20 protein-coding genes and 1 tRNA gene are annotated in these 22391 nt (G+C 49.5%); 8 read left to right on the forward strand and 13 right to left on the reverse strand.

Going from position 1 to position 22391, the window contains the following annotated elements; genetic code table 11:
• The first annotated feature begins 127 nt into the window (after positions 1–127).
• The 4 genes from mgtE (at position 128) to bshB1 (ending at position 4383) form a co-directional block, all read left to right on the forward strand.
• Entirely contained in the window at positions 128–1519 is a 1392-nt protein-coding gene (mgtE, locus tag ABD846_RS14355; RefSeq protein WP_344828544.1) for a magnesium transporter, read from the forward strand.
• Positions 1519–2454, forward strand: coding sequence for a bifunctional riboflavin kinase/FAD synthetase (locus tag ABD846_RS14360; RefSeq protein WP_344828547.1), 936 nt, complete (start codon positions 1519–1521; stop codon positions 2452–2454). Before mgtE ends, ABD846_RS14360 begins: the two co-directional genes overlap by 1 nt.
• Before the next feature lie 67 nt (positions 2455–2521).
• Positions 2522–3547: a class 1 fructose-bisphosphatase gene (gene fbp, locus ABD846_RS14365; RefSeq protein ID WP_344828549.1), complete on the forward strand. Its 1026-nt coding sequence runs from the start codon at positions 2522–2524 to the stop codon at positions 3545–3547.
• A 92-nt stretch (positions 3548–3639) separates the two neighbouring features.
• Positions 3640–4383: a bacillithiol biosynthesis deacetylase BshB1 gene (bshB1, locus tag ABD846_RS14370; protein WP_344828551.1), complete on the forward strand. Its 744-nt coding sequence runs from the start codon at positions 3640–3642 to the stop codon at positions 4381–4383.
• Positions 4384–4385: 2 nt separating this feature from the next.
• Here the strand turns inward: bshB1 and ABD846_RS14375 are convergent, their stop codons facing one another.
• The 10 genes from ABD846_RS14375 to ABD846_RS14420 all read right to left on the reverse strand — a co-directional run bounded on the left by ABD846_RS14375 (position 4386) and on the right by ABD846_RS14420 (position 12317).
• On the reverse strand, positions 4386–5054 hold the full coding sequence (locus ABD846_RS14375) for a hypothetical protein (protein ID WP_344828553.1): 669 nt from the start codon (positions 5052–5054) through the stop codon (positions 4386–4388).
• Between the two features lie 38 nt (positions 5055–5092).
• The gene (locus tag ABD846_RS14380) at positions 5093–5464 is read right to left on the reverse strand and encodes a VOC family protein (RefSeq protein ID WP_344828555.1); all 372 of its coding nucleotides are present in this window, start codon (positions 5462–5464) and stop codon (positions 5093–5095) included.
• A gap of 161 nt (positions 5465–5625) precedes the next feature.
• A tRNA-Cys gene (locus ABD846_RS14385) sits at positions 5626–5696 on the reverse strand.
• A gap of 100 nt (positions 5697–5796) precedes the next feature.
• Positions 5797–6534, reverse strand: coding sequence for a LytR/AlgR family response regulator transcription factor (locus tag ABD846_RS14390; protein ID WP_344828557.1), 738 nt, complete (start codon positions 6532–6534; stop codon positions 5797–5799).
• A gap of 1 nt (position 6535) precedes the next feature.
• Positions 6536–7567: a sensor histidine kinase gene (locus tag ABD846_RS14395; protein WP_344828559.1), complete on the reverse strand. Its 1032-nt coding sequence runs from the start codon at positions 7565–7567 to the stop codon at positions 6536–6538.
• Between the two features lie 11 nt (positions 7568–7578).
• Positions 7579–8388, reverse strand: a complete 810-nt coding sequence (locus ABD846_RS14400) for a LiaF transmembrane domain-containing protein (protein ID WP_344828562.1) — start codon at positions 8386–8388, stop codon at positions 7579–7581.
• Positions 8389–8520: 132 nt separating this feature from the next.
• Positions 8521–10017, reverse strand: coding sequence for a T9SS type A sorting domain-containing protein (locus tag ABD846_RS14405; RefSeq protein WP_344828565.1), 1497 nt, complete (start codon positions 10015–10017; stop codon positions 8521–8523).
• Positions 10018–10143: 126 nt separating this feature from the next.
• Complete coding sequence (rplS, locus tag ABD846_RS14410) at positions 10144–10515, reverse strand: 50S ribosomal protein L19 (RefSeq protein ID WP_425568051.1); 372 nt, start codon at positions 10513–10515, stop codon at positions 10144–10146.
• Between the two features lie 62 nt (positions 10516–10577).
• On the reverse strand, positions 10578–11279 hold the full coding sequence (trmD, locus tag ABD846_RS14415) for a tRNA (guanosine(37)-N1)-methyltransferase TrmD (RefSeq protein WP_344828568.1): 702 nt from the start codon (positions 11277–11279) through the stop codon (positions 10578–10580).
• 15 nt (positions 11280–11294) lie between these two features.
• A complete protein-coding gene (locus ABD846_RS14420; protein WP_344828571.1) occupies positions 11295–12317 on the reverse strand; it encodes a quinone-dependent dihydroorotate dehydrogenase in 1023 nt (340 codons plus the stop codon).
• Between the two features lie 209 nt (positions 12318–12526).
• Between ABD846_RS14420 and ABD846_RS14425 the strand changes: the two genes are divergently transcribed.
• The 4 genes from ABD846_RS14425 to ABD846_RS14440 are packed head-to-tail and all read left to right on the forward strand — an operon-like array spanning position 12527 to position 18480.
• Positions 12527–13009, forward strand: a complete 483-nt coding sequence (locus ABD846_RS14425) for a MarR family winged helix-turn-helix transcriptional regulator (protein ID WP_344828574.1) — start codon at positions 12527–12529, stop codon at positions 13007–13009.
• A gap of 2 nt (positions 13010–13011) precedes the next feature.
• Positions 13012–14076, forward strand: a complete 1065-nt coding sequence (locus tag ABD846_RS14430; protein ID WP_344828577.1) for an efflux RND transporter periplasmic adaptor subunit — start codon at positions 13012–13014, stop codon at positions 14074–14076.
• A gap of 11 nt (positions 14077–14087) precedes the next feature.
• Positions 14088–17165: an efflux RND transporter permease subunit gene (locus ABD846_RS14435; RefSeq protein WP_344828580.1), complete on the forward strand. Its 3078-nt coding sequence runs from the start codon at positions 14088–14090 to the stop codon at positions 17163–17165.
• Positions 17146–18480: a TolC family protein gene (locus ABD846_RS14440; protein ID WP_344828583.1), complete on the forward strand. Its 1335-nt coding sequence runs from the start codon at positions 17146–17148 to the stop codon at positions 18478–18480. Before ABD846_RS14435 ends, ABD846_RS14440 begins: the two co-directional genes overlap by 20 nt.
• Here ABD846_RS14440 and ABD846_RS14445 read toward each other — a convergent pair.
• From ABD846_RS14445 to recF, 3 genes are all read right to left on the reverse strand, one after another.
• On the reverse strand, positions 18469–19143 hold the full coding sequence (locus tag ABD846_RS14445) for a M24 family metallopeptidase (protein ID WP_344828586.1): 675 nt from the start codon (positions 19141–19143) through the stop codon (positions 18469–18471). The two genes, ABD846_RS14440 and ABD846_RS14445, sit on opposite strands and share 12 nt — an antisense overlap.
• An 8-nt stretch (positions 19144–19151) precedes the next feature.
• Positions 19152–21176, reverse strand: a complete 2025-nt coding sequence (locus tag ABD846_RS14450; RefSeq protein WP_344828589.1) for a hypothetical protein — start codon at positions 21174–21176, stop codon at positions 19152–19154.
• Positions 21177–21277: 101 nt separating this feature from the next.
• Complete coding sequence (gene recF / locus ABD846_RS14455) at positions 21278–22360, reverse strand: DNA replication/repair protein RecF (RefSeq protein ID WP_344828592.1); 1083 nt, start codon at positions 22358–22360, stop codon at positions 21278–21280.
• Positions 22361–22391: the final 31 nt, after the last annotated feature.

Genomic DNA, 22391 nt, shown 5'->3' on the forward strand with positions numbered 1-22391 from the left:
AAAGACTTTTCCCTGCTGCATTCCGGACATGTGTATAAAATTGCGTGAAGCTTGTAATAAATCTGTGTATGACAAACGTTTTTCTGCCTTTTAGAATTTACATTTGCCCCAAATTTGCCCGCCACGCATGGCTTTAGCTCCGGAACAAATGGAACTGCTCGAGCAATTTGAGCATTTCTACCAGGCACAGGACAGGGAACAACTCATCTCCCTGTTAGACGAGCTGCAGATCAGCGATATCGCCGATCTGCTGAGCGAGGAGGCAGACTATGCATTTACGGCATTCGATCTGATGCCGATACACCGCGCGGCCAGTGTGTTCAAGATACTCGAGCAGCAGGTGCAGGAAGATGTTATCAAAGAACTGCCGCCGCAAAAGGTGGCCGAACTGCTGAATGAGCTTCCTGCGGATGACCGTACTTCGTTTCTCGAAGAGTTGCCGAGCAATACCGTGAAAGAGCTGATCAAGCTCCTGGATCCCGACGAACGCCGTAAGACGCTCGCGCTGCTCGGATATAAAGAAGATTCGGTTGGTCGTTTGATGACTCCGGATTATATCGCGGTGTATGAAAACTGGTCGGTGCAGAACGTACTGGATTATATCCGGAATTTCGGAATGGATTCGGAAACGATCGATGTGATTTACGTAATTGATGAACAGGGGAAATTTGTCGATGACGTGCGGATACGCGAGTTTATCCTCCGCAAGCCCGATACGCTGGTGTCTGAACTCATAGACGGGCGTTTTATCACTTTGAATGTAGACGATGATCAGAGCGTAGCCAATGATGTGTTCAAGATGAACAACAGGGTGGCGCTTCCGGTTGTCGATAATAATAATGTGTTGCTGGGTATCGTCACGATCGATGACGTACTCTGGGTAACCAACGAGGAGTATACCGAAGACATCCAGAAGATCGGGGGTACGGAAGCGTTTGACGAGCCGTATCTCGATATTGCGATTTCCAAACTGGTACGTAAACGTGCGGGTTGGCTGGTACTGCTGTTCATTGGTGAAATGTTTACGGCTACTGCCATGCAGTTTTTCCAGGGTGAGATCGAAAAGGTGGTGGTATTATCCCTTTTTATTCCGCTGATCATGTCCAGTGGGGGCAACAGCGGATCGCAGGCATCCACCCTCATTATCCAGGCGATGGCGCTCGGAGAAGTGACGCTGAGCGACTGGTGGCGTGTAATGCGCCGGGAGCTGATATCCGGAATGCTGTTGGGGCTGATACTCGGACTTATCGGCTTTATCCGCATCAGTGTGTGGCAGAATCTTCATTTTTACGATTACGGAGAGCACTGGGTAATGCTGGCGCTTGCTATTTCAAGTTCGGTAACCGGTATTGTGCTCTGGGGAAGCCTGATGGGCTCGATGATGCCGATTATTCTCAAACGGTTTAAGCTGGACCCTGCGGCGTCTTCAGCCCCCTTTGTGGCCACCATGGTGGACGTTACCGGTGTGCTGATCTATTTTTCTATGGCCTATCTGTTCTTAAAAGGCACTTTGTTATAATGCAGGTATTTTACGGTACGGACAAACTGCCCCTTTTCCCGCATGCGGTGCTGACCATCGGTACTTTCGACGGCTTGCATGAAGGTCACCGGCAGATACTTGCCTCGGTAGTTGCGGAAGCGCGCGACAGGAACGGAACTTCCGTACTTATCACTTTTCATCCGCATCCGCGTAAGCTGATCCATCCCGACGAACCGCTGAAGCTGCTGAGTTCCCTGCGCGAACGATTGGCGCTGATTGCAGCCGCAGGTGTGGATGTTGCAGTGGTAGTGCCTTTTACACATGAATTTGCCGCGCTGTCCGCAACAGAGTATATCGAATCTTTTTTACAACACTTTTTCCTTCCGGAACTGATCATTATCGGGTACGATCATCGCTTCGGGCATGATCGCGCAGGCGATATCAATCTGCTCCGCGAACGGGCTCCCCGATACGGCTTTGATGTACGTGAGATCCCTGCACAACTGATACAGGATGCGGCTGTGAGCTCCACGAAGATCCGTAAGGCGCTTGCGGAGGGCAGGGTAGCGGATGCGCAGCGCATGCTCGGTGATTGTTATCAATTGAGCGGAAGGGTGTCCCGCGGGGCGCAGCTGGGTCGTACAATCGGTTATCCTACCGCCAATATTATCCCGGAAGATCCGGAAAAAATGGTTCCGCTGAGCGGTGTATATGCCGTGCAGGTATGGTACGACGAACAGTATATCGCCGGGGGCATGATGAATATCGGCATCAATCCCACTGTAAGCAGCACCCAGATTCAAAAGATCGAGGTGCATCTGTTCGACTTCAGCGGAGATCTTTACGACAGGGAACTCGAAGTGCGCTTTGTGGCGCGTATCCGCAGTGAACAGAAGTTTACCGGCCTCGATGCACTGAAGGCACAACTCGCGCAGGACGAACAGACAGCCCGCCAATTGCTCGCCAACGCCTAATATTTGTCTCCCGATCTTTCTTTTTGCTGCGCTCTTTGAGTACTTTTGCAGCCACACATCAAATTTTATGGAATCTAAAAAGAGAAAACTGATTACGCTTGACGAGTTCACTATACAGGAAACACGCCAGTTCCCGAACGCAACCGGCGAATTGTCTTCCCTGCTCCGGGATATAGCTCTTGCCTGTAAGATCATCAACAAGCAGGTAAACAAAGCAGGTCTTGTGGACATCCTTGGCAAACACGGTGCTACCAATGTGCAGGGAGAAGAGCAGATGAAGCTTGATATTTTTGCCAACGACACGCTGATCAATGTATTGCAGAACAGCGCGGAATGTGCCGGTATCGCTTCCGAAGAGAACGATGAATTCCTTGCTTTCGACGATCCGTATTCTGTACAGTCTAAATACGTGGTGCTGTTCGATCCGTTGGACGGTTCCAGCAATATCGATGTGAATGCTTCTATCGGAACGATATTCTCTATCTACCGTCGCGTAAGTCCGCTGGGAAGTCCCTGTACCGAAGCGGATTTCCTGCAGGAAGGAAGCCGTCTGATGGCAGCCGGATATGTGATCTATGGTTCCAGCACAATGCTCGTGTATGCAACCAAACTCGGAGTGAACGGTTTTACACTGGAAGGTTCTATTGGTGAATTCTGCCTGTCGCACCCGAATCTCCAATGCCCGGAAAAAGGAAAGATCTATTCCCTTAACCAGGGCAATTCCAATAAATATGAGCAGGGTGTAAGAAACTTCCTGGAGTATTGCATGGAAGAAAACAAGGAAGAGGGTCGTCCTTATTCGCACCGTTACATCGGTTCGATGGTAGCCGATCTGCACCGCACACTGATCAAGGGTGGTATTTTCATGTACCCCGGCGATAAAAAGAATGTGAACGGTAAACTGCGCCTGCAATATGAGTGCAACCCGATGGCCTTCATCGTGGAAGCTGCAGGTGGTATTGCCGATTTCGGGAATGGCCGTATCCTGGACATCATGCCGAAAGAACTGCATCAGCGTACGCCGATCTTCATCGGATCCAAACAACTGGTAAGCAAGGCGCTTTCTTTCGTCACTGAGAAAGCTTCTGTGTAATCATCCGCAAACCTAACAAACCACTAACGCAAAGCAGGAATAGAAATATTTAGCTTTGCGTTTTTCTTTTAAACACGTTTCTACGCTTCCGTATGCATCATCCCAAACTACACATTCTTGCCATTGCGGCGCACCCCGACGATATCGAACTCGGTTGTGCGGGTACACTGATCAAACATACCCGCATGGGGCAGCAGGCGGGCATTCTCGATCTTACGGAAGGGGAACTGGGCACAAGAGGCTCCGTGGCCGAACGCTACAAAGAAGCGGCAGACGCGGCGGCTATCATGGGAATTTCGGTTCGGGAAAATGCGCGTATCCGCGATGGCTTTTTCCGTAATGATGAGGAGCATCAGCTGAAAGTGATCCACTATATCCGCAAATTCCGTCCTGAGATAGTGCTGACCAATGCTCCCGAAGACCGTCACCCGGACCACGGACGCGGATACCGGTTGGTAAGCGATGCCTGCTTCCTTGCCGGATTGCGCCGGATCACCACTTTTGATGAGGATGGAACACCGCAGGAAGCCTGGAGGCCGAAGCGTGTATTCTCAATGATACAGGACCGCCAGCTTGAGCCGACCTTTATTGTGGACATCAGCAGTAGCTTCGATACGAAAATGCAGGCTATACAGGCTTATACGTCCCAGTTTTATAACCAGGATTCTCATGAACCGGTCACCTATATTGCCACGCAGCATTTCACAGAGCAGATCCGCTACCGTGACTCCCTGCTCGGGAAGCGCATTGGTACGCAATACGGAGAAGGATTTATTTCGGTGAACATCCCGGGTATAGACTCGCTGGATAGTCTTATTTATCCGGAGTTGGCATAATCTTAGTGGGCCGGATTTTTCTTTTTCCCGGGGTAATCCATGCCAATGATATTGAGCATAAGCCCGAAAGAATAGTTCCGGAATTGATTCACGTCGCCGTATTTAGGATTGCCCCATACCATCCGGTACTGTGCCGTGCCACTCAGCAGTATTTCAGAGCTGGCTGAAGGTCTGCCCAATGACAGCGATACGGAGCAGCCGGGCTGAAACAAATAAAAATAGTCGGTACTGATTTCTTTGGAGCGGTAACGTTTCCCGTACCGCGTATTGTAGCTGGTTTTAAAGGCATTATCGCCGAGACGGGCGTAAGCCAATCCGTTGTCCAGCATCAACCCTGCTCTGATCCTGCCTTTGTTGTACAACTCATATTCGTTGCGCCAGCTCAGTTCATAATAATCCACTACAGGCTTCAATACTGTGAAGGAAAAGGTCTGACTGGTTTTGCGGCTGCCACCACCGATATTGATGCCTGTTGTCCAGCGTGGACTCGCGAATACACTGAACCCGAATTGTGCTCCCCACAGATCTTTGTCCAGTATGCGGGTGTGCACCGTTCCCAGGCGAATGGAAAGTAAGCGGTCAAAGGACGTATCGGAGTCAGTTCTCTGCGCCCCGGCAGATAAGGCAAGCAGCAGAAACAGGGCGAGCAGCGAGGCTTTTATACTTCTCATAGTGCGTTTTGTTGCGGAAACAAAAAGGATATGCGTTTTTATTCAGCGGGTTCCCACAGCTCGATTTTATTCCCTTCGATATCCTCTATGTGAATGAATTTTCCATATTCATGCGCCACCAGTTCATCCAAGATGCTCACTCCTTCTTCTTTCAATACGGCCACAAGTGCTTCAAGGTCTGCGACACGGTAATTGATCATAAAGCTTTGCTCAGACGGACCGAAGTAGGAGGTGGTATCGGGGAAAGGCGTCCAGAGCGTATAACCTTCTTTACCGGATTCTGTTTGCGAGCTGATTTTGGCTCCGTAGGGACTCATATCGATACCCAGATGTGTCTGGTACCATTGACGCATTTTTTCGGGGTCTTTACATTTGAAGAAAATTCCGCCGATTCCGGTTACTCTTTGCATGGTAATGATCTTTTAAAATGATTGAATATGCTGCAGCAATGTACAACATTAATGCAGCCGTTAGAGAGCGGGCATATTACAGTTCCGAATGCCTGAGCGCAAAGTTAGCGCTGACAGCAAAAGAAAAAGGCAACAATCTTACGACTGTTGCCTTATTTCCGAGGTCGAGAACGGATTCGAACCGCTGTACAAGCTTTTGCAGAGCTCTGCCTAGCCACTCGGCCACCCGACCAATTCCCTTAGTGTTAAGGGGAGGGCAAATGTAGGAATTTTTGTTTCACTTATCCAAACATTTTGTCGCTTTTTTCCGCAAATTGTTCACATAAAAGCGACTATAATTTGAGTATGCTTTTGAGTCGTGCCATACCTGACTGGCTCACCGGAATTTTCATGCCGCAGTGCAGCAAGGCAATATGGCTGTTGCGTTCATACGGCTCTATGCTTTGCAGCTGGCTGATGGGCATAAGGTAAGAGCGGTGTACGCGCACGAACAGGTTCGGATCCAGTGTTTTTTCAAGATAGGCGAGTGTCTGCTTTTTCAGATAGCTGCCTTCTTTTGTAGCTACTTTGATATAGTCGTCGTTCGCTTCGATATAGTGGATCTCGGTTACAGGGATGATGCGGATATTGCCGCGGTCTTTCACCACAATGCGGTGCTGGTAGCCTTCATAGATAGGCTCGTTCAGCATGTCGTTCACATTGTTCACCGATTCGCTGAGCGAGGAACGCAGTGCTTTGTCGATTGCCTTGTCGAACCGGTCTTTTGTAATCGGTTTCAGCAGATAATCCACAGCATGGTGTTCGAATGCTTTCATGGCATACTCGTCGAACGCGGTGGTGAATATCACTGCGGGAGCTTTATCCAGCATTTCCAGCAGTTCGAAGCCGTTGATACGCGGCATCTGTATGTCCAGGAAAATCAGGTCCGGATTATGTTTCTGAATCGCTTTAAATGCCTCAAAACCGTCAGGGCATTCTTCCATCACTTCAAACTGCGGATGCGCCGAGAGCATTTTCACTATGAGCGAACGTGCCAGCGGTTCATCGTCGATTACAATTACCTTGTACATATTACTGAGGGATTTTTACAATGGTCGAAAATATATTGTCTGTTTTTTTGATCTCCAGCAGATCGGTCCGTGCGTACAGCAGATGCAATCTCCTGCTGATACCTTCCAATCCGTATCCGGTGCCTCTGGGAGGCTGCAGGCTCGGATCGTAGGGGTTTTCCAGGACGATATGCAGCATTTTGTCGCGTATGCCGAGTTCAATGCGGATGGACACTTTCCCGGTGTTGCCGTACAGTCCGAACTTGATAGCGTTTTCCACGATCGGCTGCAGTATGAACGCAGGTATATGTGCTTTTTCGAGTTCCTCGCCCTGCTTGATGATATCTACCGATAAGCGGTTCCCGAAACGTACGGACTCGATTGCGAGGTAAGCTTCAATATAGCTCAGTTCATCCTGTATGCTGATCTGCTCCGAAGTGTCCCGTTTTACGGACAGGCGCAGAAAATCTGAGAGTTTGCCCACCATTTCCTGGGCCTTTTCCGCATCCAGCTGGATGAGGGCGTTGATGGAATTGAGACTGTTGTAGAGGAAGTGGGGCTGCAGCTGCTGTCTCAGTTTAAATAATTCGGCTTCGCGCAGACTGGTTACCGCCTGTTGGTGCAGTTCCCAGTCCTTCTTGCTATCCAGCTGGTTTTTGCGCAGGACGGTGATATGACCCACCCAGCCGAGACAAAGCCAGGTCATCACAAAGCGCATCGTCTCCGTATCGTCTATGTGCTGCAGGTAGTCTTTGTTGGAGAAAATCAACGTTACGAGAAACAGGTCGACAATGACGAACACCAGTGCGGCAATGATAAAAGACAGGAACGTTGCATGTGCGATCGCCAGTACTTTGGTAGGATAATTGCGGATGCGCCATTCAAGGGCGGTGCTCGCGGCTGCTGCAAACAGCAGGTGCAGTCCGGCATCCTCGGCAAGGGCCAGGTAAGACACCTTTATGCCCGAGGAAAACGGCAAAGTACAAATGCCCATCACAAAAAGCAGGATGGGCAAAGGTATCAGCCGGCTGTACTTCAGTATACTTTGAAACATCCGCCGTTTACTTAGTAAGATTTCAGTTCAAGTCCGCCGAAGCTGACGTTTCCGCGCAGGATCAGTTGTTTCGCATTTTGCAGATCCGGGCTCGTGCGCAGGTGGCGTTTATCTTCAATGCCTCCGAACAGGACATCCACTTCATTGATGATTTCCCAATGAGACGGGACGATCAGCTCGACACCTCCGAAGATTACACGCAGATCCACCACCATCGGTTGTATCATACTGTCTGCCTGCATGAGGTTGATTTCCACACCGCCGCATATAGCGGTTGCGTTGCAGCCTAAAAACTCTTTTGAAGTAACAATTTCCTTACGCCCGCCGAAGATCGCTTCAATGTTCAGGTGCTGACTGCCGGCAGGATTACTGCCTGGGTTTGCCGTGTTATTTGCCGTTGCTTCGCTGGCCTGTTGATCAGGAGTCAAAAGCGTGGGAGCGCTCATGGCCATACCGCTTCTTTCCCGGCGCAGCTGTTCAAAACGCTGGGCCCGGGATTTGGATTTTAAGGCAATAAAACTGCCTATGAAAATCAGCAGTGAGGGCCATACGAGTTTTTCGGAGCTCACACCGAATACCATAAATTTAGGGATCAGGAATACAATCCCCATCATGATCAGCACAAAAGGATAGAGTCTGTCGAATCCGTTCTTGATACCGCTGAATACACCTGCGCCAATCAGGAACAGCGGCCAGAAGCGGATCTGAAATTCGATCACATTAACCTGATCGAGAAAAATAAGAAGGCCTATAGCTGCGATGAATATTCCGAAAAATACACTGGATGAGGTTCTTCTGCTACTTGATTGTTCCCAGCTCATAATTGTCTTTTTTGATGTTTAAGATTGATGATACAAATGTATCACACATACTTCCGGATCAAAAATACAATTAGGCCATTAGTAATGCAAGGTCGGTGAACCGGATGATACTGTCGGTAAACAATTCTGCTTTTAATGCGCTACGCTGAAAGCCTTGCGGATAGTGTTTCCTGCGCCTCCATCCACCTCCAGAAGATAGATGCCTGAATTAAGTCCGGACAAGGATACACTGGTGTTTAATTCAGTGGCCGGAGCGAGTGATATATGACGCAATACGCGTCCCTGCATATCCAGCACCGAAATCGTGGCGGGGCGTGCTTCCTGCCATTGCAGTTGCACCTGAAGACGCTCATCTGCAGGTACCGGGTACAGAGACAGGTAGTGCTTATCTGCTGATTGCTCCGTTACCGAGGTAGGTACATAGTTTTCGTAGTAGTAATAAAAATTCTGACTTTCATTGTAAGGTCCCCAGTCATTCAATGCTGTGCTCCATTTCAATGCTACCTGAGAAATAACCTGATTGTAGCTGTTATAGGCCTGAATATTCTTTTCGTCATTGTTCCACGCGCCAATAGTGTTATCCCATAACGCACTCATGTCTGTCAGTTCATTTCCCGATGCATCAAAAGTGCGCAGTATCCGGTCGGAATTGATATAAGAAGCGCTTCCGTTGTCCCAGAATTGCTGTAAATCGCTGAGTTGATTGCCTGCCGCGTCGTATGTATATACGCGGTGTTTTACATTTTGCCAGCTCAGGGCCGAAGCATCCCAGATTTTCGTTGCGAATTCAATCCTGTTGCCTGAAGCGTCGTACTGATAAGTATATTCGTATGCTGCTATCCACGAAGAAGTGCCTGCGTCCCAGGCGTTCTGATCTTCTGTTATAAGCTGGTCCTTTGTGTTGTATGTGTATATGCTGCGGCTCAGGTTGTGCCAGCTGCCGTCAGTTTTGTTCCAGTAACGGGAAATGTAGCTTACAATTTTGTTGGTGCTGCTGTAAACGCTGGTATCATCGCTGCCATTTACCCACGCGCCTGCGGTTTTGTCCCATTCTGAATAAAGGTGCTTGATCCTGTTATTCCGGCTGTCATATGTATATTCATCTTTGTTGCGGGCTACCCAGACTCCGGCTGTCCATGTGTCCAGCTGATTCAGCGTGCGGTAGTGCGCTCCGTTATAGGAATACGTCTGCCGGCTGGTATTATCCCATGTAGCCGCACCTTTATTCCATTGCTGATCTACCTGTGAGGTAAGGCTGTCCAGGGCATCCGGGTAATAATAGCTGGTCGACTGATCTTCCCAGGCGGTGATCGTATTGTTCCACAGGGTGGTGATTGCAACGGTCCGGTGGTTCAGTGCATCAAAGGACTGAAACATTTTTGATTTATTGCCGTAAGCACCTTTTGTAAGGTCGTAGCGGAGGGTAAACGACTGATCGAAAGAAATATAAGGAGTAGTAAGGTCTCCGCCGCGCCTGGCAGATTTATAAATATAGTAGGTCGAATCTGTAAAATTGTAGTTCGTGCCGTCGTAGGTATGCAGGCTTATGCCCATAAGCCTGGAAAACGTCTGTGCGGATGCCGGTAACAGGAAACAGCAGGCGGTTACAGAAAGAACAAGTTTTTTCATGATCAGGATTATAGGATATGGAATATCTTTTAAAGATACAAAAAGCGGTCAGAAAAGCGGCTGTGCAGGGCAAAAAAAAACTGCAAGCAATGCTTGCAGTTTTTACACACAAATAAATTAACTGGATTAGTTTGAAGCAGTTTGTACAGCTCTTTTCTTTTCTTTGATACGTGCACTTTTACCGCTACGCTCTCTCTGATAGTACAGTTTTGCTCTGCGTACACGTCCGGATTTGTTCAGAACGATAGAATCGATATTAGGAGAAAACAGAGGGAATACGCGTTCTACGCCGATTCCGTCAGAAATCTTACGAACAGTAAATGTTTGTGTATGTCCGGTTCCCTGACGTTTGATCACATCGCCTTTAAAGGACTGGATACGCTCTTTTGCACCTTCAATGATCTTGTAGTTAACAGTTATATTGTCACCTGATTTGAAGGTAGGGAATGTTTTATTTCCGGTCAGTTGCTCGTGTATGAATACTTTAGCGTCCATCATTTCTAATTTTAGGAATGCAAAGGTAATATTTTCCCCACATTCACCAAATTATTTTTTATTGATTATTTGGGTTGTGTGTTTTCTTCTTTGTCCAGCAGATCCGGACGGCGTTCCCTGGTTCGTTCCAGGGCTTGTTCATAGCGCCATGCGTCCACCTTTTTGGGGTCGCCGCACAACAATATATCCGGTACGGTCCACCCACGGAAATTTGCAGGTCTTGTGTACACGGGGTGGGAGAGCAGATCGTCCTGGAAAGAATCTGAAAGCGCAGATGTTTCATCATTCAGTACGCCCGGTATCAATCGTCCGATGGCATCCACCAGTACTGCCGCCGCCAGTTCGCCGCCGCTCAGCACAAAGTCCCCGATGGAGATCTCCCTTGTGACAAAATGATCCCGTATGCGCTGGTCTATTCCCTTGTAATGTCCGCAGATGATCAGCAGATTTTCCCTGAGAGACAGGGTGTTAGCGGTCTTCTGCGTGAGTACCGGGGCATCCGGTGTCATGAAAATGATGTCGTCGTAGGTACGCTCCTTCTGCAAATGCTCGATGGCAAGCGCAAGCGGCTCGGGCATCATCACCATTCCGGCACCGCCGCCAAACTGGTAGTCATCCACCTGCCCGTGTTTGTAGGGGGTGAAATCCCGCAGGTTGTGCACGCGCACCTCCAGCAGACCCCGGGTCTGTGCCCGTTTCATAATAGAATGTTCAAACGGGCTTTGCAGCAGCCCCGGAACCACCGATATAATATCTATGTGCATCATCTGATGATCAACAGCTTAAGAAAGACGAATACCCTTGCAGATGTTAGATGCAATAGCGGGACCTTCATAAATAAAACCGGTATATACCTGTACCAGTGATGCGCCTGCATCTAATTTTTCCTGTGCATCGGCAGCGGTGAAAATGCCGCCGGCTGCAATGATTTTGATCGTACCATTGCTTTTGGTATGCAGGTACCGCACCACTTCAGTAGCCCTTTCTCTCAGGGGTTTTCCGCTTAATCCGCCTGTTTCCCCGGCAATGGAAGGAGCGCTTTGCAAGCCTTCACGGGATATGGTGGTATTTGTAGCCACAATACCTTCGATCTTTGTTTCATCCACCAGGCTGATGATATCATCCAGCTGACTGTCCGTAAGATCGGGAGCTATTTTCAGGAGGATCGGGCGTTTTTTGCCCAATTCGGCATCTATCTGCTTCAGTCTGTTCAGGATACGGCTCAGCGGCTCTTTATCCTGTAAGGCGCGCAGGCCGGGTGTGTTAGGGCTGCTCACATTTACCACGAAATAGTCCACCACGTCATATAAAGAGCGGAACGCTTTTTCATAGTCGCTCAGCGCCTCTTCATTAGGGGTTACTTTGTTTTTGCCGATATTACCGCCCACAATAATGCGCTCATGCGGTTTGGCGAGCCTTGCGGCCGCAGCGGCAGCGCCTTCATTATTGAATCCCATGCGGTTGATCAGCGCCTGATCTGCCGTAAGGCGGAACAGACGGGGTTTATCGTTGCCGGGCTGTGCAAGCGGTGTCACCGTGCCGATCTCCACAAAGCCGAAGCCGAGGCAGGATAATTCATTGATCCAGCGCGCATCTTTATCAAAACCGGCGGCAAGTCCCACAGGATTGGGGAACTTAATGCCCCACAATTCCCGCTCCAGCGAACGGTCCTTTACCGAAAACATCCTGCGCATCATACTTCTGCTCAGTGAATTACGATATGCTTTCTGTAATTGTGCCATCGCCCAGTAATGCACGTCCTCCGGGTTGCGGCGAAATAAAATTTTACGAATCAGGGAATACATCGGCGCAAAGATAACATCCCGTGCCTGCTTTGCGAAACCAAAGCTGTACCCGCAAGCAGCCGGAAGTCGTATGCTGCTGCGAAATGCAGTGGCTGATTGTTATTCATCTATCAATATATTTTATAGAGTTGTTATGAGTTTCCCAAAAACACATGGTTTCTAATAGATAGTTCGCACCGTAAACCATTTTCTGACTTATATTCGCCGCCATGACCGAAGAAATGTTACAGGCAATGCCTTTAGGGCGTTTTTTTGCCTATATCACCAAATCCTATTACGGTGTACTTGCCAAAAAGCTGGAGGAACTGGATATCGACCGGTATTACTCCGTGCTTGTCGCAATGGATAAAACAGGTAAAGGCTGTACACAGCAAATGCTTTGCAACCTGCTCGACATCGACAAGGTATCGATGGTGCGTATGATCGATTATTTCCTGAAAAAGAAGATGGTACGCAAGATCCAGAACCCTGCCGACCGCCGGGAATATTTCCTGGAGCTTACTCCAAAAGCGAAAGTGCGCCTTCCCGAATTTTACGCAGCTATCGAAGAACTGAACCGTGAGGCATTGAAAGGACTGACGAAAGAACAACAGAAAATTTTTAAAGCACAGCTGCTTACGATAGAGGAAAATATCAATTCCCTGCCTGCAGAAAAGGTGTTTATCAACTATAAAAAATCTCCCAAGAAATAAATATGAACAAGAGGTCTATCCTGTTTATCATCATTATAGTGGTTGTATTGGTGCTGGTGAAGGTATTGTTCCTGAAGCCGGAGAGTACTGATGCTCCGAAGCCGGGAGCAGCCGGAAAAAATATGCCCGCAAACGTTACGGGTTATGTGGTGCATCCGCAAAGCCTGCAGAACGAGTTGTATTCTTCCGGAACGATCATCGCCAACGAAGAAGTATCCCTGCGCCCCGAGGTTTCCGGAAAGCTGACCGCTGTTTATTTTAAAGAAGGAAGCATGGTGCAGAAAGGGGCTTTGCTGGCCAAGATCAATGATGCGGATCTGCAGGCGCAGCTACGCAAACTGCAATTGCAGGCAAACCTCTCACGTGATCGTGAAGCGCGCCTGAAGGGATTGCTGGACATCAAAGGGGTAAGTCAGGATGAGTATGAGACTGGTGCCAACGAAGCCAAAACAATCGGCGCCGATATCGACTATACACGTGCGCAGATCGCCAAAACCGAGATCCGCGCGCCGTTTTCAGGAAAAATCGGCCTGAAGCAGATCAGTGAAGGGAACTTTGTGAGTCCGACCGATGTGATTGCCGCGATACAAAAGACCGATGAGTTGAAGCTGGACTTTACCGTTCCGGAAAAGTATGCGAATATGGTGAAGATAGGCGACGAGGTGCTGTTTACCGTAGAGAACCAGAAAGGCGACTTTAAAGCGACCGTTTATGCTGTGGAACCTGCAATCGACAGGCAAACGCGCAATGTGATGGTGCGCGCGCTGTATAATAACCGCACCGGGAATATGCTGCCCGGTTCATTCGCCAAAGTGAAGCTGGTGATGAGCAATATTGAAGATGCGCTGATGGTGCCTACGGAAGCGGTGATCCCGGAACTGAAGGGCAAGAAAGTATTTGTAGTGCGTGGCGGCAAGGCGGTTTCCGTTCCGGTAGAAACAGGATTGCGCAACGATGCCGCTATTCAGATCCTCAGCGGATTATCTTCCGGTGATACGGTGATCACCACCGGTATCATGTCGCTTAAGCCCGATGCTCCGGTGAAACTGGTGCAGTTAAAACCCTGATCCGTGCATTTATGAATATTTCTTCCGTTAGTATTAACAGGCCGGTACTGGCCATTGTAATGAATATAGTGATCGTGCTGTTTGGCGCGATCGGCTACACATTCCTGGGGGTGCGCGAATATCCTGCCATCGACCCGCCCGTGATCACTGTTCGCACCAACTATTCCGGTGCGAATGCCGATGTTATCGAATCACAGATCACAGAACCGCTTGAGAAAGCAATTAATGGTATTGAGGGTGTGCGTACGATATCGTCTTCGAGCAACCAAGGTTCGAGTGTTATTACGGTGGAATTCAACCTGAACTCCAACCTGGAAGCTGCTGCGAATGATGTGCGCGATAAAGTGTCGCAGGCCGTACGCCAGCTGCCGCAGGATATTGATGCGTTGCCTACGGTGACGAAATCCGATGCAAACTCTGATGCGATACTTTCCATGACCGTACAATCCGACACGCGCTCGCAGCTCGAAGTGAGCGACTTTGCCGAGAATGTGCTTGCAGAACGCCTGCAGACGATCCCGGGAGTGAGTACCGTTCAGATCTGGGGTCAGAAAAAATATGCGATGCGCATGTGGATCGATCCGACAAAATTATCTGCTTACGGGCTGACCACGCAGGATGTAAAAGCTGCGCTGGATAAAGAAAATGTGGAACTGCCTGCTGGTAAAGTTGCGGGTAACACCACAGAACTTACCTTAAATACGGTAGGCCGCCTGAAAACAGAAGACGATTTCAATAACCTTATTCTGAAAACCGACGGTGACCGTGTGATCAGGTTCAAGGATGTCGGGAGTGCAGTACTCGGATCAGAAAACGAAGAGACGATCCTGAAACAATCCGGAACACCCATGATCGGATTAGGTCTTGTGCCGCAACCCGGAGCCAACTATCTTGATATCGCCAATGAATTCTACAAGCGACTTGAAGATATTAAAAAGGAGTTACCGAAGGATTTCAAGGTGGATATCGCACTGGATAATACGCTGTTCATCAAGAAGTCCATATCCGAGGTAATGGAGACACTGGCAATCGCGATTGTGCTGGTGGTGATCATTATTTACCTGTTTTTCCGCGACTGGGTAATCGCGTTCCGGCCGCTGATCGATATCCCGGTTTCGCTTATCGGCGCGTTCTTCATTATGTACATCATGGGCTATTCCGTGAATGTGCTGACCTTGCTCGCGATTGTACTTGCAACCGGTCTTGTGGTGGACGATGGTATTGTGGTCACGGAAAATATCTATAAGAAAATAGAGGAGGGTATGAATCCCATTGAGGCTGCTCACAAGGGGTCCAAAGAGATTTACTTTGCCGTTATCTCCACCTCCATTACGCTGGCAGCGGTATTTATGCCGGTGATCTTCCTCGAGGGCTTTGTAGGTCGGCTGTTCCGTGAGTTTGGCGTGATCATTGCGGGTGCTGTATTGATCTCCGCATTCGTATCGCTCACGCTCACACCGATGCTGAATGCACGACTCGTGAAAAAGAACAAAGGCAAGAGCCGCTTCTATGAGGCTACAGAACCGTTCTTCGAACGCATGACGAGTTCTTATTCGGGTTCACTGGCACGCTTCCTGTCCCGCCGCGGATGGTCGATTGCCATCCTGGGGATCTCTCTCGTATTGATCGTGCTGGTGGGTAAATCGCTGAAAAGCGAACTGTCTCCGCTGGAAGACCGCAACTGGATGCGTTTATCGCTGACTGCTCCCGAAGGCGCTTCCTACGAATACACCGACCATTTCGTGGATCGCGTTTCTCAGTTCATTACCGATTCTATTCCTGAAAAGCGTGTTTGCCTCACCGTCACCGCACCGAGCTTTGCCGGATCAGGGGCCGTAAATACAGCATTTGTGCGTCTTGCGCTTACCGAGGCATCGGAGCGTAAACGGAGTCAGCAACAGATAGCCAACTTCATTTCCAAGAGCGCAAAGGATTTTCCGGAAGGAAAGATATTCGTGATACAGGAGCAGACGATCTCGGCCGGAGGCGGCGGCAGGGGCGGCTTGCCGGTGCAGTTTGTTTTGCAGGCCCCGAACTTCGAAAAGCTCAAAGAGAAATTGCCGCTGTTCCTCGACGAAGCAAATAAAAGCCCGGTTTTCCAGGGTGTGGATTGCAATCTGAAGTTCAATAAGCCGGAAGTAAACGTTACGATTGATCGCGATAAGGCTAAAAACCTGGGTATATCGGTCGCCGATATTGCCCAGACGCTGCAGTTGTCGCTGAGTGGTCAGCGCCTGAACTACTTTACGATGAATGGCAAGCAATACCAGGTCATTGGTCAGTTCCAGAGAGAAAACCGTGACGAAGTGCTGGACATTAAATCGATCTATCTGCGTAATGCGGCCGGCAGTCCCATACAGCTGGACAATCTGGTGAAATTCAATGAAGCAAGCTCTCCTCCGCAATTGTATCACTTCAACCGTTACCAGTCCGCTACGGTATCTGCCGGATTGGCTAAGGGGAAAACGATTGGTGACGGTATCGATGAGATGAATCGTATTGCCGCCAAAGTGCTTGATAAAAGTTTTTCCACCGATCTTACCGGTGCTTCGCGCGATTTCGCAGAGAGTTCCTCGAATATTATGTTTGCTTTCCTGCTGGCATTATTGCTGATATACCTCGTGTTGTCTGCACAGTTCGAAAGCTTTGTCGATCCGTTCATCATCATGCTCACCGTACCGCTTGCCTTGGGCGGGGCTTTACTTTCGCTCTGGTATTTCAATCAGACCCTGAATATCTTCAGCGAGATCGGTATTATCATGCTGGTGGGACTGGTGACGAAAAACGGTATCCTCATCGTGGAATTTGCGAACCAGCTCCGTGAGGAAGGGATGAGTAAGAAAGAGGCGATTGAGGCTGCCGCGGCAGCACGTCTGCGCCCGATCCTGATGACGAGTATTGCTACAGCTCTGGGTGCGATGCCTATTGCGCTGGCGCTCGGAGCAGGCGCAAAAAGCAGGATGGGTATGGGTATTGTGATCGTTGGAGGGATTATGTTTTCGCTGATCCTTACCCTGTACGTTATCCCTGCTATTTACAGCTATTTGTCCCGCGAGAAGAAAGTAAAACATGAACAAACACATGCGTAAGGCCCTTTTTATATGTACGCTCCTGCTCAGTGGCAATGTATTTGCCCAGAGCGGACCTGTGCGCTCTTACCTGGATATTATTTCCATTGCACTGAAGAACAACTACGATATAGAACTTGCCCGTAACAACACCCGTATTGCTGCTGCCCAGAATACGGCAGGCGCTGCAGGAATGTTGCCGCGACTGGATATCAATGCCAACGGCAATAAGGCAAGCAACGATACGAAGCAGGATTTCTCCAGCGGACTTACCGTAAATCAGAAGGGAGTGCAATCTGAAACTGTGGCTGCCGGTGCATATCTTACGTGGACGGTTTTTGACGGATTGAAGATGTTTGCGACGAAAGAACGGCTGAAACTGCTGGAGCAGCAAAGCGAGCTTTCCCTGCGCCTGCAGGTCGAGACGACAATCGAGGAAGTGACGCTGTACTACTACCAGGTGGTAAAACAACAGCAGTTGATCAACGGGATTGAAGCATCTATGTCGGTGTCTGACGAACGCATCCATATTGCCGATAAAAAACTCACGCTGGGCAGTGGTTCCAACGTGGAATTGTTGCAGGCCAAACTGGATATGAATGCGCTGAAGTCCGACTGGATTACCCAGCGCTATATCCTTAATGAATACAAGAACAACCTGATGGTGCTCATTAAAGAGCAGCCGGATACAAGCTTTACGGTTGATACCAATTTTGAGTTTGCACCTATCGCTTCTATGGAACAGATCCGCGAAATGGTAGAGCGCAACAATACCAGTATCGCGTTGGCCGGTAAGAATGTGCTGGTGTACGACCAGACGATCCGTGAACTGCGTTCGCAAACGATGCCGAGGCTTGCATTGAATACGAACTATGTGTTTTCACGTAACTCGAACGCCGCGGGTTTTACCCTGTTGAATCAGAATACAGGTCTTAATTACGGATTCACGTTTACCTGGAATCTGTTCAATGGACTTAACACGCGTAACCAGGTAAAAGTGGCAAAATTGCAGACAGACAATGCGCGCTTGCAGTTCGATCAGACAAAGCTCTCTGTGGGCGCTGCCGCACTGAGTGCTTACACGCGCTGGGTAGGTGACCGGGAGATCATGACACTCGAAGAAGAGAATATCCTGCTTGCGCGCCAGGGTTTGTTTATTGCTACGGAAAGGGAAAGGCTCGGTCTGGGCAATTACCTCGAGACCAAGCAAAGCCAGAGCTCCTTCCAGGATGCGATCACGCGGCTTGTGAATGCGCGCTACAATCTGAAGCAGTCGGAAATGGCATTACGTCGTCTCAGCGGGTCTCTGACCAGAGACAGTTCATTAGCCAAGTAACTGCTCAAAAAAGGCACCGATTTCCTGTTCCGGACTGATGAAGTGAATCTCATATATCCAGTGCAGTTCCTGACCTTCGGTCCCCGGAGCACAGAGTAGCCGCTCATTCTCCGGATGCAGGTAGTGGATGAGTTCATCTCCGATCAGTTCCTCGTGCGGGAAGTTGCCGATGAGGTGTCCGCAGTGTTCATTTCCGTATTTCCAGCCATAGGAGCGTGCCATGTCGCAGGTAAATGCGTAAAGTTGTGCAGCGGTAAGGGTATCCCGGTTGTTCTCGAAAAATGCTTTCCCGCGGTGCCAGGCTGCTTCGGTATCGTTTTTTAATCGCAGTTTTTCAGGGTTGTTACCCAGTACATAGGTGCGTCCGAAATCTGCTTCCCATTCTTCGAACACAGGTCCGAAATCAAAAAAGACAATATCATCCGCCTGTAACGTGAGATCCGGCGGATTTTCGCGGTAGGGCAGCAGGGTATTTCTACCTGAGCGGACAATGCGTTTATGCCAGTATTTGCGGATGCCGAATAGTTTTGCTGCGAGCTCGTACACCTCTTTGTTCAGCTCCCGTTCTGTTTTGCCCGCCTGTAATAATTCCAGGTGCTCGATCGCTGCAAATAATTGTGCCGCTTTTCCTTCCGCGGCGATGAGTGATTGTAATGTGTCCATAAAGTGGCTTACATGGCCATCCAGTATTTCCGGAGGAACCAGTCAACTGCGGCAAGTATCAGTATCAGGAAAAAGATCCATTTCCAGTCGATCAGCGATACCGGTTCCAATCGCTCTGAAAGCAGCGGCCGGATCATTTTGTTTTTGCTTACAGAGTCGTACAGCTGTGGCAACTGATCAGCAAACACGGCAATGCCCCTGTTCTTTTGCGCGAGTGATGCGAGCAGCGGATAATTGCATCCGGAGCTCATTTGCTCAATGCTGGTCTGGCCGACAAAGAAGCGGCCTGCATCTGAGAATGCTTTGCCATCCGTGGTAACGGAAGCGGTGTAGGAGTATGCTCCGGGAGCCAATGCTCCGATATTCAGCTGGTAGCGGTTATTGTTTTTTTCGAACCGGTAGCTCCTGGCTTTTCCGCTGCTGTCTTTCAGCTGGAGATCTGCCTGCGGTGTATTGATGAGTTCGCCGGCCGGGTTGGTGAGCCATGCAGAAAGCCGTACCTGCTCGCTGCTGCTCCAGTTATATTTCGCAGGCTCGGCGCGGAAGCGTTTAGTGTTGCCTGCATTCGTCAGCAGGTTCAGCGTTTGCAATATGCAATCGTCAATAGCATCCTGCTTGCCGAAATGCTTGTACTCATACAGTCGCCAGCGCCAGATGCCTTCACCGCTGGTTACTGCAATGGCGGGATTACCCGGCTGTATCGCCCATAACGGTCGGCCCTGAGGGTCACTGAACAAGGCCTGTGCTCCGCCGGAAATACTTAAATCGCGTGCGCTGATACTCAGCGGCGGGAGCTCGTCGGTAACGGCTGGCAGGTCTGCCGGAAGCGTAAACAGGTTAAACGACTGATTAAGCTTCACTTCAGGCGTTATATTGCCCATACCCGCCACAAAGCGAACGATATGTTGCAGTTTGCCCGTTTCGAAATAATTGTTCAGGCTTCCGGTGATGAACCATACATTTTTGCCGTTCAGCAGCGCCGGTGCAATGCTTTTTGTGTTGGAGGGCAGTTGGTGCAGTATTACCGCAGCATAGCCGTCGAGGGAAGCGGGAAGTTCGCTGCTTTCGCGCAATTCCAGTTCGTACTGCTTATGCCCCGCCAGGGCACTGCTGATCGCTTTAATATCAGGATGCGGAGCGGCATAAGCCAGCAATATCTTTTTCTTTTCACTCAGCACCTGTACAAATGCCACATTCCGGTTGTTGGCGGTGTTGGCCTCCTCGTTAAACGGTTCTGCGTGTACGGTATATTGGTGCAGGCCTTCTTTGTCCGCTTTAAGCAGAAAAGCAATCTGTTTGTCGAATTGCGGTGCGTTTGAACGGACCAGCGTACGCGCAAGTTCGCGGCCGGTCTCATCTTTAAGACTCACCTTTATATCCCGGTTCGGAAGGTTTTCGGCAAGAATGTCTGCACGTAGTTCCCATTCGCTGTTCAGCGATACCGTTTTATTTGCGTAGATCCTGCCGATGCGTAGGTCCGGCTTTTTGCTGCTGTCTCCGATCGCAATCGTGTAAACAAAGCTGTTCACCGGGAAGCTTGTGTAAGAAGGGTTGGAGCCTGCATTATAATTGCCGTCGGATGCAAGGATCACGGCGCTCAGATTCTGGTTGTAGAACTGCGACACCGCTTCTTCAAGGGGTTTGGAGAGGTTGGTGCTTTGTGCCGTGTAATCCCGGAGGCTGTCTGCCGCTTCCGGTCCGTCCAGATCCCAGGTGATCACACGGAAGTTCTTGGAAAGCTTATCCAGAAAAGTTTTTTGCTGTGTTGCATATGCTTCCTTATTCTTTCCGAGTTCCTGCTGAACGGATGCGGAATTGTCCTGTATGAACAGAATAAGCGGTTTTTGCTCTTCCACGATATGGCGGTTTACCTTAGGCGCAAGGATCAGCAGCATGCAAAGGAACGCGATCAGGGCTTTAAGGCCTGCCGGCAACCAGGGCATACGGATATTCCTGTTGCGGTCGGCCCGGAACAGGACAAAAAAAACAGCTGCAGCCACTAGCACAGCCAGAATAATGGAGAGGGTTACCATGCAGATATGCAAACTAAAGAAAAATGTGGAATCCGGCGCATCGGGAAGCAAATCAAAGTCTTACAGGAACGGTAATTGCGGAGGGCCGGAGGCAGAATGCATTACAGGCGAATGATCCCAAGTTCTGTCTCGTTCCCGGAAAATGCCTTGCGGATGCGTTCCTCGTGCGTATCTGTCAGGATCACCTGTCCGAAATCAGCACTGCGGATGATGCGCAGCAGGGATTCCATACGTTGCTGGTCGAGCTTCTCAAATACGTCATCCAGCAGCAGTATCGGATTCTGGTGCATCTGCTTTTTCAGAAACCCGTACTGAGCGAGTTTCAGTGCAAACAAGAAGCTCTTTTTCTGTCCCTGCGAACCGTAGCTTTTTATCGGTTGTCCGTTCATCAGCAACTGGAGGTCGTCGCGGTGTACGCCCCGCATGGTGCGCTGGTAGCGGAAATCTTCACTGAGGCTCCGTTCCAGCAATTGCTTCAGCGGTTCACGGTGCAGGTCGCTTTCATACACGAGGCCTACCTGTTCCGATCCGCCTGAGAGTAAGGCATAATATTCCTGCAAGAACGGAGCAAATCCATTCACCCATTCCCGGCGGCACGCAAAGAGGTAGCTGCCGCTTTTATCCAGCACATCGTCGAAGTAGGCAAGCATGTCGTTTCCTTGCGCTGCTCCGCGTGCATATTGCTTCAGCCACGCATTCCGCTGTTGTAATGCCCGCTGGTAGTCGATCAGCGCGTTCAGGTAATCCCGGTTGCATTGCGACAGCATTCCGTCTACGAACTTGCGGCGCAGTTCGCTTCCGTCGTTGATCAGCTCAATATCGTCCGGGGCAATCATTACCGCGGCATGCCTGCCGATATGATCCGACAGTTTTTCGTAAATGAGTCCGCCGCAGCTGATCTCTTTTTTGCCATTCAGGTATTTACAGGAAACAATATGCTGTTTTTCAGCGTTTTCGCTGAAGGAAGCCTGAATACGGTATCCCTCCGTGCCGTTCATGACGGTGGGCGCAACAGATGCCGAAAAATAGCTTTTGGTATAGCACAGCGTATACACCGCATCCAGCAGGTTGGTCTTGCCGGATCCATTTTTTCCACATATACAAGTCACGGGTTTTTCGAAAGAAAACGTTGCCTGACGGTAGTTCCGGAACTGGTAAAGGGAAATATTTCTGAGTAATACCAAAATGAAATTTGAGCGGAATTGAAAAAACAAT

Origin of the sequence: Rurimicrobium arvi (assembly GCF_039540495.1) — a bacterium.
Classification (GTDB): domain Bacteria; phylum Bacteroidota; class Bacteroidia; order Chitinophagales; family Chitinophagaceae; genus Rurimicrobium; species Rurimicrobium arvi.